This window comes from Glutamicibacter uratoxydans (assembly GCF_050753455.1).
GTDB lineage: Bacteria > Actinomycetota > Actinomycetes > Actinomycetales > Micrococcaceae > Glutamicibacter > Glutamicibacter uratoxydans_A.
The window spans coordinates 2200888-2219096 of record NZ_CP192736.1; the positions used below are offsets into that span (position 1 = coordinate 2200888).

General features: G+C 59.0%; 10 protein-coding genes. 2 read left to right on the plus strand and 8 right to left on the minus strand.

From position 1 onward, the window contains the following. Nucleotides 1-38: 38 nt before the first annotated feature. Both ACQQZ8_RS10060 and ACQQZ8_RS10065 read right to left on the minus strand, forming a co-directional pair. Entirely contained in the window at nucleotides 39-3047 is a 3009-nt protein-coding gene (locus ACQQZ8_RS10060; protein WP_431709696.1) for a UPF0182 family membrane protein, read from the minus strand. 120 nt (nucleotides 3048-3167) lie between these two features. Continuing rightward, nucleotides 3168-4256: a YlbL family protein gene (locus ACQQZ8_RS10065; RefSeq protein ID WP_431712175.1), complete on the minus strand. Its 1089-nt coding sequence runs from the start codon at nucleotides 4254-4256 to the stop codon at nucleotides 3168-3170. A gap of 192 nt (nucleotides 4257-4448) precedes the next feature. Between ACQQZ8_RS10065 and ACQQZ8_RS10070 the strand changes: the two genes are divergently transcribed. Then, a complete protein-coding gene (locus ACQQZ8_RS10070) occupies nucleotides 4449-5861 on the plus strand; it encodes a zinc-dependent metalloprotease (RefSeq protein WP_431709697.1) in 1413 nt (470 codons plus the stop codon). 190 nt (nucleotides 5862-6051) lie between these two features. Here the strand turns inward: ACQQZ8_RS10070 and ACQQZ8_RS10075 are convergent, their stop codons facing one another. From ACQQZ8_RS10075 to nudC, 3 genes are all read right to left on the minus strand, one after another. Beyond that, the gene (locus ACQQZ8_RS10075; RefSeq protein WP_431709698.1) at nucleotides 6052-6660 is read right to left on the minus strand and encodes a M48 metallopeptidase family protein; all 609 of its coding nucleotides are present in this window, start codon (nucleotides 6658-6660) and stop codon (nucleotides 6052-6054) included. Nucleotides 6661-6779: 119 nt separating this feature from the next. Beyond that, nucleotides 6780-8888 (minus strand): ATP-dependent DNA helicase UvrD2, encoded by a 2109-nt coding sequence (locus ACQQZ8_RS10080; protein WP_431709699.1) that lies wholly within the window; start codon nucleotides 8886-8888, stop codon nucleotides 6780-6782. Continuing rightward, complete coding sequence (nudC, locus tag ACQQZ8_RS10085; protein ID WP_431709700.1) at nucleotides 8888-9814, minus strand: NAD(+) diphosphatase; 927 nt, start codon at nucleotides 9812-9814, stop codon at nucleotides 8888-8890. Before nudC ends, ACQQZ8_RS10080 begins: the two co-directional genes overlap by 1 nt. Nucleotides 9815-9981: 167 nt before the next feature. Here nudC and ACQQZ8_RS10090 point away from each other — a divergent pair, with 167 nt between their 5' ends. Continuing rightward, entirely contained in the window at nucleotides 9982-11139 is a 1158-nt protein-coding gene (locus tag ACQQZ8_RS10090) for a macrolide 2'-phosphotransferase (RefSeq protein ID WP_431709701.1), read from the plus strand. A 49-nt stretch (nucleotides 11140-11188) separates the two neighbouring features. Here the strand turns inward: ACQQZ8_RS10090 and ACQQZ8_RS10095 are convergent, their stop codons facing one another. From ACQQZ8_RS10095 to ACQQZ8_RS10105, 3 genes are read right to left on the minus strand one after another with little or no spacing between them, the layout of a single operon-like run. Beyond that, entirely contained in the window at nucleotides 11189-14542 is a 3354-nt protein-coding gene (locus ACQQZ8_RS10095) for an ATP-dependent helicase (RefSeq protein ID WP_431709702.1), read from the minus strand. Continuing rightward, on the minus strand, nucleotides 14539-17742 hold the full coding sequence (locus tag ACQQZ8_RS10100) for an ATP-dependent helicase (protein ID WP_431709703.1): 3204 nt from the start codon (nucleotides 17740-17742) through the stop codon (nucleotides 14539-14541). Before ACQQZ8_RS10100 ends, ACQQZ8_RS10095 begins: the two co-directional genes overlap by 4 nt. Next, nucleotides 17739-18140: an MGMT family protein gene (locus ACQQZ8_RS10105; protein ID WP_431709704.1), complete on the minus strand. Its 402-nt coding sequence runs from the start codon at nucleotides 18138-18140 to the stop codon at nucleotides 17739-17741. Before ACQQZ8_RS10105 ends, ACQQZ8_RS10100 begins: the two co-directional genes overlap by 4 nt. Nucleotides 18141-18209: the final 69 nt, after the last annotated feature.

Consider the following 18209-nt stretch of genomic DNA (forward strand, 5'->3'; position numbering starts at 1 on the left):
AGTAGAAAGCAAATCGAGCCGCTCAGCCAGTCAGCGAACTACTCTCCTTCCGGAAGCGGTTCGCCCTCCAGCTGTACTTCCTCGTCACTACCTTCTGGCACGGTACCGTCCGCTTCCAGCGCACGGTTCAGAGCATCCTGCAGTTTCTGCTGGGCTGCACCGTAGGCAGCGAAGTCACCGTTGGACAGTGCTTCCTGGCCCTCACGGATAGCTGCGTTGGCATCAGCTAGCGCTTGAGACAGCCGCTCCTCATTGGTCTGGGTTTCGGGGGTCTCGCCCTCGGCACCCTCTGGGATGTCTCCACCCTCCGAGCCGTCACCTTCCTGGGTTACTGCACCGGAGTCACCCTGGAATACCTCATCGAGGGCTTCACCGAGGGTGTCTGCGAATCCAACGGACTCACCGAAGGCGACCAGCACCTTACGCAAGGTCGGGTAACTGGTTTGTCCCGAGGACTGGACGTAGACCGGCTGCACGTACAACACACCGCCACCAACCGGCAGCGAGAGCAGGTTACCGCCACGCACCTCGGATGCACCTTGACGCAGCAGGTTCAGCGTCGTGGTGACCCGCGAGGTGGTATCGAAGTTCTGCTGCGCCTGACCCGGACCTGGGACCGCGGTGTCACGCGGCAGCTCTAGCAGTCGGAGCTTGCCGTAGTCGTCGTGGCGCGCACCATCTTCGCTACCCGCATCGGCGTTCGCCGAGAGGAAGCCGAACAACACGTTTCGCTGCTGCCCGTTACGTGAGGCGGCAGGGATAAAGGTGGAGGTCAGCGAGAAGGTCGCGTCATCCTGAGTCGGCATCTTCAGAGACAGGTAGTACGGAGGCTGCTTGATGTCACCGGTAGCGGTTGGATCGTTTGGTACGGCCCACGCGTCGTTGGCTTCGTAGAAATCATCCGGGTTCTCAACGTGGTAGGTGGTTAGCACCTCACGCTGCACCTTGAACATGTCCTCCGGGTAGCGCACATGAGACATCAGTTCGCCGGACATTTCCGACATTGGCTTCACGCTGGTTGGGAAGACCTTCTGCCAAGCCTTCAGCATTGGCTCTTGGTCGTCCCAAGCGTATAGGTCCACCTTGCCGTCATAGGCGTCAACGGTGGCCTTGACCGAGTTCCGAATGTAGTTGATGCGACCGGAGAGGCGATCAAATTCCGAGGCGTTGGTCAACGAGTCGGTCACTGCCGATTCCAGCTGCTGCTGCTGCGAATATGGGAACGCGTTGGAGGTGGTGTACCCGTCAAGGATCCACTTCACCCGTCCGTCCACGATCGCCGGGTAAGCATTCGAGTCCAAGGTCAGGTATGGCGCAACCTTGCTGACACGCTCGCGTGGGGTGCGATCGTAAAGAATCTGCGATTCGGAGTTGACTGCGTCCGAGAGCAACAGGTCGGTGGAGGCGAACTTCAGCGAGTACACCAGACGGTTGAAGAAGTTACCCACGTTCGGGCCGCCTTCACCGGTGAAGGTGTAACGCACGTCTTCGCTTTCCGAGCCGCCACTTGGACGGTCAACTTCACGCGGGGTCCAGCCTTCGGGGCCACCAACAACCGAGTACTCCGGGGAACGCTCACCGAAGTAAATACGCGGTTCATAGGTTTCATCATTGGCGAGGGCACCGGAGCTTGGGATACCACCGAGCATGAAATCTGGTCGACCGCTGGAGTCTACGCGGTTACCGTAGGCGGCAACTAAGCCGTAGCCGTGGGTGTAGGTCACGTGCTGGTTAACCCAGGACCCGTTCGGATCGATGGTGACTTCACGGGCCGCGATCACGGTATCTTCCACGTTGCCGTCGATCTCATAACGGTCCACGTTCAGGTTCTGCGGGAAAGCGTAGTAGCTACGGAACTGCTGCAGCTGGGCGAACGCGGCTGACACTAGGTTCGGATCCAACAAACGAATGTTGTTGGTGGTCGCAGCTTCAGCGGCTAGCGCACCGGATTCGGCGGTGACCTTGGCATCGTACGGGGTGACTTCCACGTCATCTAGTCCGTAAGCCAGGCGGGTCATCTCCATATTGCGCTCCAGATAAGGACGCTCCAACGAGATTTCCGAGGGCTTGACCTGGTATTCCTGGACCAAGAACGGGTATACGCCACCAGCGACGATCATGGTAACCACTAGCATTGCGGTACCGATCATCGGCAGTCGCCAGCGCCCGGTGAAGGCCGCGATGACGAAGGTGATGGCGATCAGAATCGCCACGATGGCAAGGATCATCTGCGCCGGAATCACCGCATGAACATCCTTGTACAGCGCACCCGCGGCACGCCCGCCCTGATCGTTCAGCGTCTCGTACTGGCCGATCCAGTAATTCACGCCCTGCAACAGCAGGAAGATCGCGACCATAATCGCTGCGTGTACACGTGCGGCCTTACCGATAGTAATTCCCCCGCGCTCCTCGATACGGATTCCACCGTAGAGGTAGTGGGTGAGCAGACCGGCCACCCCGCCCAGCAGCACCACGGAGATCAAGAAACCGTTGATCAACGAGATGAACGGCAGGGAGAACATGAAGAACGAGATATCCATGTTGAACTGTGGATCGGCTGCCCCGAAAGGTTCCTGATTAATGAACAGCAACACAGTCTGCCACTGTCCAGCCACGGCTACACCGGAGAAGACACCGATGACTGCCGGGATACCGATCATCAAGAAACGCCGAATCGGTTCCAGCTGCGCCTGATACCGGCTCATCATATCCGGGCGGTTCGACGTCGGCGCATAGACCGGACGGTGTTTGTAGGCGCTGCGCATGGACAACCACATAGGCACGGCCATGAGCACCGCGGCGATCACGAAGATGACCGCTTTGGCGACCTTCTCGGTCCAGTACACCTCGGAGTATCCCAGCTGGTTGAACCAGAGGATGTCAGCGTAGAAGTTGGAGAAGAAGACGAAGATCGCAACAAGGATACCGACCGCGAAGATCGTCAATGTCAGCGGGGAGGTCTTCTTATTAGGGGGGTTCGAGGGTCGTTGGGGTTCGTCGGATCCCCGCGGGGGTCCTCCGAATGGACTATCCGGTCCGATTGACACTATTTATTCCTCACACTCAAGGTCTCGGTGAGTCAAATCGTGCCGAGACGCGTGTCTTTTTCTATTTGGCTGCGGGTGCGGGCCGTAAAGACGCCGAGCCCGCACGGTAGTTTTAGTGGGTTAGCACGTTGGTAGCTCCCCCGGATCGGTTCCCTGCGCGATACGCTCCAACGCTTCACGGGCCTCGCTCAGCGTGGAAACCTTCACCACATCCAAGCCTCGCGGAACCCGGCCCTGCACATCCGGACAATTGTCCTCCGGTGCCAAGAAAACCTCGGCACCGGCACGTTGCGAGGCCACCAGCTTCTGGGCGATCCCACCAATGGGTTCAACTTCGCCCTCATCGGTAATTGCTCCGGTTCCGGCGACATGGGTGTCCCCGGCCAAGGACCCTTCGGTCATCTTGTCGATGATGGCCAAGGCAAACATCATGCCTGCACTGGGTCCGCCAATATCCTGCACCCCGAAATTGATCTGTGGATCAAAAATATAACTAGATCGGAGGAACACGCCGATCTGTCGAGTGCCGTCCTCGCCCGGCTGGGTCGTGACAACTTCGTCGACGGTTTGTTCCCCACGGCGCACGGTCAGCGTGGAGGGTTCATCTCCGCGGTCGTTAAGCTCACCCTTGAGCTGGTTCAGGTTGGTAACCGGTGTCTGGTTAATGGCCAGCAGCTGGTCGTCTTCCTCCAACACTGCACTGTTGGTGTCGTTCCCGAAACCAGCCACGTACAGCTCGGTGGTGAACGGAATGTCCAGCTCGTTGAATGCGGCTGCGACCGAGAGCTCTTGGGAGGAAACCATCATCGAATCGTTCTGTTCGCTCATCTGGTCACTGGTGACACCGCGCGGAATGACGGTCTCTTCGGCCACCACATCCTTGGAGGAATTCACCAAGGCTTCCAGGATCACCGGCACGGTGACCCGGTTCTGGCCGCCACCCTGAACAAAAACGGTGGTCATATCCAGTCGACTGTCACTCGGGTAGGTTTCGGCACCCAGTAAGGAAACCAGCTCGGTCCCTTCCAATTCGCCCATGGTGTCCAGAGTTGGTCCCGGGGATTCAACCACAAAGTTCGTGGGCATAAAGGAGATCACGGCAGCAAGCAGCAGCGCAGCGGTTCCGGCCACCGAGCCCAGCGGCTTTTTTCTCGCGTGTTTTGTGGATCCCTGCGTTGGGGCACGTTCGGCACCTGGCAGTGGTCCCATTTCTTGCACGTAGTCGCTCCCGCCACGAGTAAAGTCTGTGAGTCTTTGGGCACAGGATATGCCTGTCCCATTACTAGACTACTGAATAAGCCTGTGTAAGTTCATCCGCACAACGGCGTATCTCGCTGAGCCGAAAGCGAACTGAAGCGACTAAGCATGCTTTCTTTCAGCTAGAACGGGTATTTTTATTACATGGCACAGCTTCCCCCGAATAACCGACCGCATGGCTCTGACGACGAGAATGACCCGCAGGATCCTTTCGCTGCGATGTTTGGTCAGCTCTTTGGCGGAGGCTTCGACCCTAATAATTTGCCCCCGCAGCTGCGTGACGCGCTGGGAGATCAAATGAATAACCCGGCCGCAATGCAACAGATGATGCAGCAGGCACAGGCATTCATGTCGGCGATGATGCAGAGCAACCCATCGGCTGGCGCGGTGAATTGGAAGCTGGCCTCGGATACCGCTTTGCAGGCTTACGCAAGCGAGGACCCGAGCATCAGCGACTCGCGCACCACAGCGATCACCGATGCCTCCTACCTTGCGGGCATGTGGTTGGATAACGCCACCGTATTCGAAGGCACCGGGCTGCCCTTAGAAGCTTGGACGCGTCGCAAGTGGTTCGATCAGACCTTGGACACTTGGAAGCAGCTGACCGAGCCCATTGCTGAATCGGTGACTGCAGCGATTACCAGCGCCTTGCAAGAGCAACTGCCCGAACAGATGAAGGGCATGCTGGGCAACTCCGATGCGATCTTCCGCAATCTCGGTGGCAGCATGTTTGGCGCCCAATTGGGTACCGCGTTGGGCACTCTGGCCAAGGATGTACTCGGCGGCACCGATATTGGTCTGCCCCTGGCGGGCACCACCCCGGGCATCGTGTCCACCAATTTCGATGCGTTTGGTGAAGGCCTAGAAATTCCCGAGCAGGAGATCTTGCTCTATGTGGTGCTTCGCGAAGCCGCTCATATCCGCTTGTTCCAGCGTGTGCCGTGGCTTTCCACCAAGCTGATCGGTGCCGTGGAAAGCTATGCGCGGGGTATCCATATCGATATGTCACGTATCGAGGAAGCGGTGCGAGAAGTCGACCCGTCCAACCCCGAATCCTTGCAGCAGATGCTCGGTGATGGGCTATTTACCCCACAACGCACCGAGGCTCAAGAACGAGCCTTGAAGAATCTTGAACTTACCTTGGCATTGATCGAAGGCTGGGTGGATCACGTGGTGGCGCAGGCCGCAACGAATCTGCCATTCGCCTCGCATCTACGCGAAACCTTCCGCCGGCGGCGTGCCTCGGGCGGTCCGGCCGAGAACACGTTCGCATCGTTGGTCGGTCTGGAGTTGCGTCCACGCCGGCTACGCGAAGCCACCGCGCTGTGGGAGCACCTCTTCAACGAACGCGGTGTGGCCGGGCGTGACGCAGTGTGGGACCACCCGGATTTGATGCCAACAGACGAAGATCTCGATAATCCGACCAGCTTCACGAGCCGCCGCGAAACCGCGGCTTCGGAGTATGAGGATTTCGATGCGGCTTTGGGTAAGTTGCTCGATGGCGGTTTTGACACTCCAAAGGATCCCAACGATGAAGATCCCGAAGCCAAGAGTTAACCCATAAATCAACGCCGAATCGTCCTTCACCCTCGTAACCCACGGGTGAAGGACGATTTGGCGTTTAACCATCGGTTGCAGCTGGATCTTTTACGGTTATGCATGGACGGTGCGGTCCGCAATATCCATTAAACCCCCAGTGAGCGAAGATTTTCACAGGCCAGCTTCAAGCCTAAAGTCAGTGAGTTGCCTAGGATTCCAGATCGTCGAATCCGTCAATTCCTTCTTGTGGTTGACCGACCTCACGAGCGTGCGCGCGGTACCCGGTGCTGAAGGCTTTAAGATAAGCATCGGCTTCGGCCCGGCGCTCAAAACGGTTCAGTAAGCTTTGGAAGCGTTTGCCATGCCCGTCCGTGGGTTCGACGAGGTGACACAGCTCGTGCACCAGCACATAGTCCTGAACCCACTGTGGCATGTACTGCAGTCTGGATGATAAGCGGATGGTGCGCTGATACAGGGTGGCGGAACCCCATCGTTTATCCTGATTACTCACCCAACGCACTGACACCGGTTGCGCTAATCCCCCGGTGTATTGCAGGTCCAGTTCTTTGGCTCGTTGCGCCAATTGGTGGTCGCTGTTCGCCGAGACTTCGTTGGCCTTGCGTTGCCGATACTTTTTGAGCATCTCTTCAACAAAGGTTCGCTCTGCCGAAGCGGTAAGTGCCGCGGGCACCGAAACCACGAAACGCTCATTTTTCCATTGCGAGGAAATGGTCTTGGTGCGTCGCGTGGAGCGCACGATGCGCACAGGAATATTATCCTCGGCATAAAAGTCCACTGTGGTGGGGTGAGCCGGCATCGTCATCCTCCGATCCGATTAGTTCTCAGGCCCGAACAACTTCTGTTCTCCGGTGTGTCTCTAGGCTAGATCCAGCTGCGTGGCCGCGCGCCACAGCCAGTACCCGTTGGGGATAGCGTTTAGCCCTGATCCACGAGTTCAATGACCGCCTGACCGTAGCGTTCAAGCTTTGACTTACCGACACCTGAGATCTTGCTCAGTTCTTGTAAGCTTCCGGGCTTGTCCTCGGCGATGGCCATCAGCGTGGTGTCGGTAAAAACCACGAAGGCTGGCACCGAATTAGCTTGGGCGATCTCTTGTCGCCATGCACGCAGAGTTTCGAACAGTGACTCATCATAGGCGGCAGGACACTGCGAGCAACGGCGCAGCTTCCGTTCTCGGGCACTGGTAAGGAAGGTTCCGCATTCACGGCAGACCGCCGGAGTCAATTTCTGTTCCTTCCGGCGCTTAACCGGTTGGCTGCGGTTGCTGGTTTCGCGCACCGAACGGATACCGTCTAGGAAGCGTGAGGGATACCGATGGGCTCGCCCGCCGGGGGTACGTGCCAAGGACCAGGAAAGTACCAACCGTAAACGGGCACGAGTAATCCCCACATAAAGCAACCGGCGTTCCTCGTCGTAGCCGGCTTGGTCCTTCGCGTACATAATCGGAACCAGTCCGTCACTCAAACCGGCAAGGAACACCACATCCCATTCCAGGCCCTTCGCCGCATGGAAGGAGGCCAAAGTGACACCATTGAGGGTTGGGGCGTGCTGGGTGCTGGCGCGCTCTTCCAATTCACTGATAATTTCACGCAGGGTTATTTCTTCCCCGATCGCTTCCTTCGCCGCAGCCATATCGTCGGCCAGCCTCACCAAGGCCGAGAGAGATTCCCAGCGTTGGCGTTGCGCACCGGTGGCGGCCGGTGCAGCCGCCGCATACCCGTGCGAGGACAAGACATCGCGCACTAGCTGGGTGGCCGGCTGATCGGCGGAAACTTGCAACGCCGCACGCAGAGCCAACATGCCTTCTTTAACTTCACGCCGCGAGAAGAAACGCTCGGCACCGCGCATCACATAAGGGATAAGGTTCGCGGTCAGAGCCTGTTCAAAGGCTTCGGATTGTCCGTTGGTGCGGTATAGGATGGCGATCTCGCTGATGTCCTGCCCGGTGGCGACCAGCGCCTTGATCCGTTGCGCGATCTCTTCGGCCTCATGGGCGTCATCGGGGGCTTCAAAAAATTCTGGCTCCGGGCCAGATTCCCGCTGAGCGATCAGCTCTAATGGTTCGGGCCAGGTCACCGTGCGGTCCGGGACCTGACTTTCGATCCGGCGGGTGGCTAGGATGCGGTTGGCCAACGCCACGATTTGTGGGGTCGAGCGGTAGTCCCGGACCAGTTTGGCGACCTTGGCTTCCGGAAAGCGTTGCCGGAAATTCAGCAAATAGTCCGGGGTCGCCCCGGTGAAGGAGTAGATGGTCTGTGACGCGTCGCCGACCACGCACAAATCTTTGCGCTCCCCCAACCACAGGTCAAGGAGCCGTTGTTGGAGGGGCGAAACGTCCTGGTATTCATCCACCACGAAATGTCGGTACTGTTGGCGGACGCTGGCGGCAACTTTTTCGTTATCTTCCAAGACAGCGGCCGTAAGTAGCAGAACATCTTCAAAGTCGATGACTTGGCGGTCGTCCTTCAGTTCCTCATAGGTTTGGAAGATCCGGGTCATGGTCACCGGTTCAATCCCATTGGGCAACTCTCGAGAGTCGACAACCTTCGAATAGGTTTCCACCGAATGCATTGAAACCTTCGCCCATTCAATTTCCGAAGCAACATCGCGCACCATGGCACGGTCACTGGAAAGTCTTAGCCGACGCACGCTTTCGGCCACCAACGGTGCTTTGTGTTCGATCAAGTTCGGCAATGATCCGCCGATGGCTTGCGGCCAAAAATATTGCAGTTGGCGCAAGGCGGCGGCATGGAAGGTTCGAGTCTGCACCCCGGTAGCCCCCAAATGACGCAGCCGAGTGCGCATCTCGGCTGCAGCCCGGGTGGTGAAGGTCAACGCCAGCACACTGGTGGGGTTATACACTCCGGAATACACGCCATGAGCGATTCGGTGCGTGATCGCGCGAGTCTTACCGGTTCCAGCTCCGGCGAGGATGCATAGGGGTCCGGTCAGGGTTTCCGCGGCGCTGCGTTGTTCGGCGTCCAGCCCCGCTAGCAGGTCTGGGATTTGCGGCAGTTCACTCATTAATTGGCGGCCTCCGGAAGGTCCTGCCCAAACCAGTCACGGATCAAGGCGTACGAGATCGAAACTCCGCGGGGAATCTGCAGGGTTCCGGCCCGCAGCTCGCTGGCCAGCTCCTCGCGAGTGAACCAGCGCAAGTCCAGAATTTCAAGCCCGTCGGGAACCAGCTCGGTACTCAGCGCTCGGGCCGTGTATCCGAGCATCAACGAGCGCGGAAGCGGCCAAGGCTGCGAGCCCCGGTAGACGCATTCGCCGATGCGCACTCCGGACTCTTCGAAAACCTCGCGCCGCACCGCTGACTCTAGCGACTCACCGGCTTCGACGAAACCTGCCAGCACCGAGTACACCCGATTGGTCCACCGCGAATTGGCACCCAAGAGGATCCGGTCCTGCTCATCGAGAATCGCCACAATCACCGCCGGATCCGTCCGCGGGAACAGCTCATGCTCATGGGCGACACACTTGAGTACCCAGCCCCCGGTGGTGGGCCGCACTGCCGAACCACACTGTGGGCAGAAGCGGTAATGCTGACGCCAGTTAATGATGGCTTGAGCAATCAGCAGCAGGTGTTGTTGTTCGTCGTTTAGAACGGTAAAGGCGGAACGTAAATCCAGCCACTGGGTCTGCGTAGCTGACCCGTCCGGGGTCTCTGGCAGCATCGCCACCACATAGTCATGCCCCTCGCGTTGACCCAGGTAGATCAGTTCCCCACCGTCTGGCAACACGTAGTCTGGTCCAGCCTCCAGTTGCAGGCCTGAGCCGTGATATGCGGCGCGACCATGGGCGAAGCGAAGCACCAAGGTTGTGGAGCGTTCCATAACCCGTTGCAGCTGCGTAGGGTCGTCCTGTTCGATAAGTTGTCGCGTGAATCGGGCTTGCGCGAAGTTCAACTCGGTGAGGGGTAGGTGGTATTTTTCTGCCAGCTCCATACCTCTAACTTTAGGGGTGATGTCAAAACGTTGCCGTGTCCTAGCGTTAGGTTGTGGGCGAACGCACGTGCCGGTGCCCGGAGAGGAGCCGATATTCAGCGGATTCGCAGTAACATACCGTGAGTCTATGGCCGCACAGACTACGCCGGTAGATTACGGTTGAACATGTGAAACGCTCAGCCATGGAACTCGCCGCAATAGCCACCGCCGCAGTGCCCGGACTATGCCCCATTGGCTATGCTGCGTTGTCCGATGATCCTGAGGATTTCGACTCGGCACTGATTGTCGATGACAAGAAGAATCGGTGGCGAGTACGCTCACCTCGTCATGACGAGGCCAGCATGCGCTTGGAATCTGAGCTCTCGGCACTACGAGCTTTCTCCGCCAAGGTTCGCGCCTCGCTACCATTTGCATTGCCTGCGGTGGCTGGCACCGTGCGCCAAGGACCGCTGCGAACTTTCGTGTATAAGGATCTGCCAGGTCACCGGGCCAGCTTAGAAGAGCTCAGTGCTTTAGGCGAACAACTAGCCAACGAGCTTGGCGGAGCGATGGCTGCCATCCACCAGATTCCCGATGATTCCATCGAGATCGCCGGGTTACCTATCTATACGGCCGACGAAATCCGTCAGCGCAAGCTCAACGAATTAGACACCGCGGCGGCCACCGGGAAAGTCCCCTCACGGCTATTGCGCCGTTGGGAACATGCCATGGAGGATGTGTCGCTCTGGCGGTTTAATGCCGCTGTGGTGCATGGTTCCTTCGATGAAGAACAAGTTCAGGTCTTGGGCAGCAAAATCACCGCCGTGTCGGGGTGGACCGATTTGCATGTGGGCGATCCTGCCGATGATTTCGCTTGGCTATCGGCCATTGAAGACCATGACTTCGGTGAGAAGGTGTTCGCCGCATATATCGGTTCTCGTGGTGAAAAGGCTGACCCGCATATTATGCGACGCGCGGCTTTGAGCGCCGAATTCGCGTTGGCACAGTGGCTGGTGAAGAGCTTGGATTCCAAGGATGCCCACCGGATCGCCGAGGCCGAGCAGATGCTTCAGGAACTTGATGAGAATATCGCCGAATACGGTGGTCAGCCGCTGTCCGTTGTGGAAGAGCCGCGCCCGGTCAGTCAGGTCTTTGCGGATGCTTCCAAGAGCCCGGCCCCGGCCAATAGTACAGAGAAGCCGGCAACTTCCCCGGCCGCTGCCTCACCTGTTGCCGCAGCACAACCCGAGGATAATGTGGTGAGCGAGAAAGAACCCAAAACCAAGAAGCCCGAGCAGGGAACGAATGATTCAACGGATTCATCCGCACCGAAGTCCACGGACTAACACCGCGTCGTAGGGGGTGGAACGGACAGGTTCCACCCCCTACAGTGTTTTAACCGGACTGTTTCGCGGGCTGCTCAAACTTTTCGAATGCTTGGGTGATCATCGCTTCAAGTTCTGCTTCGCCTTGCAGGTATTCAGCGTAGATCGTCACGCCTGCGCCAACATAGTAGAAGGCTGCCTTGATCTGCTCCAAGGGAATATTGTGCAGGCGCGACCAGCCCAACCGATACACGGCCAGCTGCACCAATTTGTCTTTCAAGGACTGGCCGCGTGGCACATGGCCGGTCTTCCAGTCCACCAATAACCAGTCACCACTGTCCTCTTGGAACACGGCATCCACCCGACCACGCACCGCCACCGCACCAATGCGTGTTTCCAATGGAACCTCCACAAAGCGCGGTTGACGCTCGGCCCATTCGCTGGCTAAGAACGCGTCCTTCATACCGGTAAGGTCTAGGGTCTCATCGAGGTAGCTGTCACTTGGCTCGAGGATCTCCCCCAAATCCAACATTTGTGTTTGCTCGTAATACTCTTCAAGCCAAGTGTGGAAGGCGGTGCCACGGCGGGCCGCAAGCCCCGGCCGGCGAGGCACGGGACGCCGCAGATTTTCCAGAACCGCTTCGGGATTCTCAGCCAATTCAACGAACATTGAAGCCCTGACGTGTTCAGGTTTTTCCACCCTGTGTTCCAGCTGCGTCTGGAACTGGCGTTGCGCGATCAGCTTTTGAGCTTCCTGCTGCCACAACTTGCCTTGCTCAGTGACTGGCTCCGTAGAAGTTTCGGGGTCTTTTACTTGCTCGGCGATAGTCTCAAGCACAGCCCGCCGGGAGTAAGGGTAGGGGGTGCTTGGCTGCGTCCCGGTCACCTCTGGTCCTTGCAGTGGGTCATAAGGCCAGCGTGCTTCGACAGGTTGTGAGCGTGCCGGGTTAGTATCGCTGGTTTCCTCATTCTCAATCCAAATCCCACGCTCAGCACGCGGCTGTTCACCTTCGGTTAATGGCAGCAAGGATTCCAAGAATACCGAGACTTCCGAGGGTTTGGTGCGGGTTCCATACCAAACACTGCAGCTGCAGATCAGCAATGATTTGGCGCGGGTCAGCGCCACGTACGCCAGACGGCGCTCCTCCGACTCGTTGTGGTCGGCGACCTCGGCGATGAAATCCTTCTCAGCGTCCAACAAATCCTTGAAACTTGGCTGATCAGTGTCCCATGTGGGCAAATCGTGCCGGTCACCGCGTAAGGGCCAGGGCAGAGCCGCGTCCCCACTGGTCCAACGGTCACTAGTTCGATCCGGGAAGACTCCTTCGTTCATGGACATCACCGCAACGATGTCCCATTCCAAGCCTTTGGACGCATGAATTGTCAGCAGTTGGACGCTGAGCGGGTCGGCGTCTTCGGCTGGCATCGGCAGACCCTTTTCCTTCTCCGCAGCCTGCTCTAGCCACATCAGGAAGCCAGCAAGATCCACCCTTTGGGCGTGGCGAGTGTAATCGCGGATTACGTCGGCAAAGGCATCGAGGTTGGCACGGCGCCGCGCCGGAGCTAGCCACGGGCGCACTGCGACCTCAATATCCAGATTCATTGCCCGTTCCACTTCACGCACGAGCGCTTCCAAGTCATCATTGGCCAGCAACCGTAAACGCCGAAGCTCGTCGCGGAATCGGCACAACCGCTCATAACCCCGGTTGCTGATCGTTCGCCCATCAGCGCTTGTCCAGCCCGCTGCTGGCAAAAAATCCAAGGCCTCAATGAGGCTGGCCGCGTCGTTGAGTTCGGCACGAGCCAGCGTTTCGGTGTCTTCGGTGGCCTCGGTTGCTTCGCTCTCGGAAGCGGCCGGTTGCTGTAGCGCATATTCGCGACGCCGAGCTAAGAACCGTGACCAATCGGCGAAGGCCATCAAATCTGCGGTTCCCAGACGCCAGCGCGCTCCAGCGAGTAGACGCATCAATTTGTCGCTCCGTAGCGGATCAACCAAGACGTGCAGGTATGAGACCAGATCGGTGACTTCCGGGGTGCTAAGTAGCCCGGAGATTCCCACCAACTGGTACGGAATGTCCTTCTCCGTCAACACTTGGGCCATCAACGACAGCTGCGAGCGGTTGCGGCTGAGCACCGCCGCAGTCACAGTCTGCCCCGCGGTCTGGGCCCGTTGCCGTTCGGCATCGATCAGCTGGGCAATTTCCTCTGCTTCATCCCGGTCCGTGGCGCAGCGGTTGAGCACCACACGCCCAGGTTGTGCATAATTCGAGGGTTCCAAAGGTTTAACCGCCACCGGTGAGGCGGAGTCCGCCGCCTGAGCACTGCCGGAGACCACATTTGCGGCCTGCAGCACGTTCACCGTATTTCGCCAGGCGATAGTCAGGTGTTTGACGTGAGCGTTACTCCGTTCTCCGGAAGAGTGAAAGATGGGGAACTGATTGGGGAAATGAAAGAGCTGCCCGGCACTGGCACCACGGAACCCGTAGATTGACTGGTTGGGGTCACCCACCGCGGTGACCGGATGGCCTTCGCCAAAAAGTTCAGAGAATAACACCATCTGTGCATGCGAGGTATCTTGGAATTCATCGAGCAAGACCACCCGATACTTAGCACGTTCGGCAGCGGCCGCGGCGGGGATCTTTTGCGCAACAGTGGCCGCATGCGCCACTAGGTCACCGTAATCCATCACCCCGCGGGCGGCTTTCTCTGCGGCGTAGCGCTGACATAATTCGGCGATGGTTCGGCGTGAGGCGATCTTATCGATCAGCTTACGGGCTCCGACCGTCAAAGGTTTATCCTTGCCCGGTTGCATCGGCAACCCGCGTAAGGACTGTTCGAGATTCGCAATCCATTGCTCGGCTGCTGCCGGACTCACCAAATGTTCGGAGGCTTCGGAAGAAAAACTGACGATCGCATTGATCAGCGTGCTGGTCGCGCTACCCAAATGTTCGTAGTCCCCGGTGTAACTTTCCAGTACCTCGCTGGCCAATTCCCAGGATTGAGCCGCACCGAGCAGCGTGGTGTCTTCTTCGAGACCCAGACGCAACCCGTAGTCTTGCACCAGCGCGTTCGCGTAGGAATGATAGGTAGACACCGCTGGGTCGAGGTAGTCGCGGGTGGTTTCTTCGTCCAATAAACCGGCTTCGATCAGCGTCGCGATTTTTGCGCGGATGCGCATCGAGAGCTCTCCGGCGGCTTTCCGGGTGAAGGTCACCCCCAGCACCTGTTCCGGCCGGACCAGCCCATTAGCCACCAACCAAACCACCTTGTCGGCCATGGTTTTGGTCTTTCCTGACCCGGCGCCAGCAATAACTAACATCGGTTCCAGCGGCGCGGCGATAATTTGGGCCTGCTGTTCGGTGGGCGGAAACTGCTCGCCGAGGGCTTCGGAGAGTTGGTGCGGAGTAAAACGAATTTGACTCATGGTTCGGTCACCTGTCGGCCTTCGGAGCACAATGGACATATTTCTGGCAGGCTGCAGCCACTGGAGAAGCCACCGCCGCGTGAGGCATCATGACGGGTGAGAAATTCGTTCTGACCCATCAGGCGGGCGGCTTCGACTATCAGTTCAACGGCCCAGTCATCTTCTAAGGCTGGCTGCTCGCGGCGGCTCGGCTTTTGGGTGGAGGACCCCACAAAGACTAGGGCGGCCCCACCGGGTGTGCTGCTCAGCTGGCTGGTGTCCTCACGAGCCTGAAGAGCGCCAAGTTTCACGGCCGCCTGATACACGCCCAGCTGCGGATGGGTAAGCGCATCCTTGGCCGAGGGAACCCGAGCACCGGTCTTCAGATCCACCACGTAGGGCTTGCCAGTGGCGTCCACCTCGATCCGGTCAATCACCCCGCGCAATTCAATCTCGCGCTCCGAGCTGGGCACCTTGACGTTGAACGGAAGTTCGCGGGCAACGAGGCTTCGGCCTTCCGAACGCATCTCGAGGGCATACAAGGCCAGCTTCTTGAGCATCTGTTGGGCCCGATCAAAGTCCCGCTGCCCCTCCCAGTTCTGCGGCATTTCCATTTCAGGCCAGCGTTCCTCTAAGACCTTGCTGTATTCGCTACTTGCCGCATCCGGGTGTTCCTCGGCGATCGAGTGGATCAAGGTGCCCAACGAGGCGGCAAAGTCCACCGCGGTGAGCCCACCGGCAGCCTGCACAAACCAGTTCAACGGGGACTTATGGATGGCCTCAACTTTTGAAGGGGAAACCCGGATGGGCTGGTTTTCCGGGGTGGCGGCACCGGTGCTGCTCAACGGCAGGAGCCCCCACCAAGAATCGGGGTGAGCACCACGCACCGTCGGTTCGGTCTGTGCCAATTGACTAAGCACTGCTATTGCGTCGTGGCGTAGACCCTCGGCTTCTGCCGCTGGCATGGTGTGAGCTTCCCTCGTTTGAGCGCTCAACCGTTCGGCTTCGCTGCGTAGCTCGCTGACCAGTGTGGCCAGGTTACGCATACGTGGCACCTCGGTTAGCTGGTTTTGCCCGGTGTCCTGCGAGGTGACGAGGTTGATGAACGAGGAAGCTTGTTGATCGTCATTGTCCACCGCCGTGCAGATCAGCAGATGTTCGGCGCGGGCGACCGCATTGGAGAAGGAGCGCAACTCATCGGTGCGGATATCGCGCACCAGTCGGCTCGGGGTGCGTGTATTGAGGAAACTTACCCCGTGTTCGGCCGCTTCGGCGAGCGCCTGCGAACCGAGCAGCTCACCGCGCAGCCGCAGATTCGGCCACGAGCCTTCCTGCAAGCCCGGGATGAACACCACCGGCCATTGCCGACCGGCCGCGGCAGCGGTGGTGAGCACGGTGACGCTTTGGCTACTGACCGAACGGCTGGCTAGGGAGTCCATCGGCAATTCTTGATCCAGCACATGCTCAACGAACTGTTCCACGCTAGCCCCGGGCAACTGGTCCACGAAGCGTTCAGCGGCTTGGAAGAGTGAAAGTACCGCGTCCAGGTCGTGATCGGCACGCCGTGCTGCAGGCCCAACCCCGAGGGCTTCACCGCGCCATACCGAGGCACGACCGGAAGCTTCCCACAATGCCCACAAAGCGGTTTCCGGGGTCGCGGTTCCTGCGACGAGCTCCTTTCGCACCGCATCGAACATCCCTAGGATGCGTTCCAGCCCGCGACCTACCGGGCCTAAATCCGCAGCCAGTTCCGGCTCCTGCAAGGTTGCTTCAAGTAGCTCCTGACTCGACCGGTTCCCACCCGCGGCACTTTCCCGTTGCCGGAGCAGTTGACGCAATCGGCGGATTTCTAGAGCAGTGCTCATTCCATAACGCGAAAGTAACAAGGATTGCATGCGTAGTGGGTCTGGGTGTTCTTCGTTTTCCACTGCCAAGACCAGCAAGTCAAGCAGCGGACGCACTGCTTTTTCTTCCTTCAGGGGGATTTCTGCTGGCGGGGTTGTCACCGCGATACCTTGGCCTTCAAGGAACCTACTCAGTGAGCGTACTTGGGATCCATTGCGGACAATGATCGCGATATCTGCTAACGCTCGCTGATCATAAAGATGCATCTCAATGATCTGTTGTGCCAGGTAGCGTTCTTCTTGGGTGGAGTTTTCGAACAGGTGAGCGCGCACCTGTCCCGGTTCGGCTCCGTCCGTGTGACGCAGTTGTCGGCCACGGGTACCGCTAGCCACTGGGACCCGGCGCACCACTTTGCGCCAGGCTTCGGCGATCCGCGGAGCCATTCGGTGGCTGTGCACCAGTTCCAGCTGCTGCGCGTGGCCGGTGGGGCTAGAGTAGCGTTGCGTAAAGTTGGCCAATTCGTCGGCGCGGGCGCCGCGGAAGCCTTGGACGACGTTATCGGGTGCGGCGAAGGCGATCAGGGGCCGGCCACGGCCGAGCAGGGTTAGTAGCCGGTGTTGGGAGAGCGTAGCTTCCTGGAGGTCATCCACCAGCACCAGCTGTAGGCGTGCTTGTTCTTCGACTAAGAATTCGGGATGTGCCTGCAGGATCTGTACGGCTTGGGTAATCAGCCCCGCCGGGTCAAAAGCTTCAGCGCTGCCCAAGTCCAAAAGGTCACGATATTCTTGGTAGAACTCCGCGGCAGCGAGCCATTCCTTGCGCCCGGCCTGCTCGCCCAGCTGTTGCACATCGGCTGGTTCCAGCCCGAGTTCGGAGACCCGATCAAAAAATTCGCGGACCTCCTTGCGGAAACCGCGGGTGGTGATGGCCAGTTCCAGCTCTTCGGGCCAAGCGGGAGCGGGCGTCAACCCCTGTTGGTGTCCCTCCAGCAGCTGCGCCAGCAGAGTGTCTTGCTCGGGTCCGGAGAGCAGCCGAGGTGGCCGCTCGAGGTAGGGTAACAACCCTGCGGAGCGGGCACGCCGGATGAGGTCGAAGGCGTAAGCGGACCAAGACCGCACTACTGGTTCGGTGAAGGTACGTTCAGCCCGGGAACTGAGCTCATTACGTAACTGGGCGGCAGCTTGGCGGGTGGGCGCCAGGATCAACAGGGCTAAGGGATCTAGCCCTGCCGCGAGTCGTTGGACCGCCACTTCGATGAGCAGCGTCGATTTCCCGGTGCCCGGGGCCCCGGTCACCAGAATCGGCGTCTGGCTACTGAGCAATTCGTCCCTCACAGCGTCCGGGGTGGCGGTCGCGGAATCAGCTGGCAAGTTCATGCTTCTATCCCATCATTCTCAGCCGACAGTTTCCTTCGGCGCAGGTCTGCTGCCAATGCATCGATGCCTTGCCACTGTGTATCGCTGGGCTTCCATCTGGCCTGAGACATTTGCACGGTGGAACCCCGCATCGCGGTGCGTTCCTGGCGCCAGTGGTTTGCCGCTTGTTCGGCCAGTGACTCGGTGATGCTGCCATTGCTGCGAATCACCCGCCACCATGGGATGGTGTCATCAGTATGTTGCATGGCCTTTCCGACTTGGCGAGGCCCTCCGGACCCGAGCAGTTCGGCGATGTCACCATAGCTGAGCACCCGACCGGGCGGGATCATCCGAGCCAGCTGGTGCACCGCGTCGGTAAAGTCGACCGGGTGTTGCTCGGGGGTGCTACGCGCGTCCATAACACCATTGTGCCAAGCCGCGTGGATCTACCCACAACCGGTGGGTCAGCATCCACTCTGTAGTAGGCA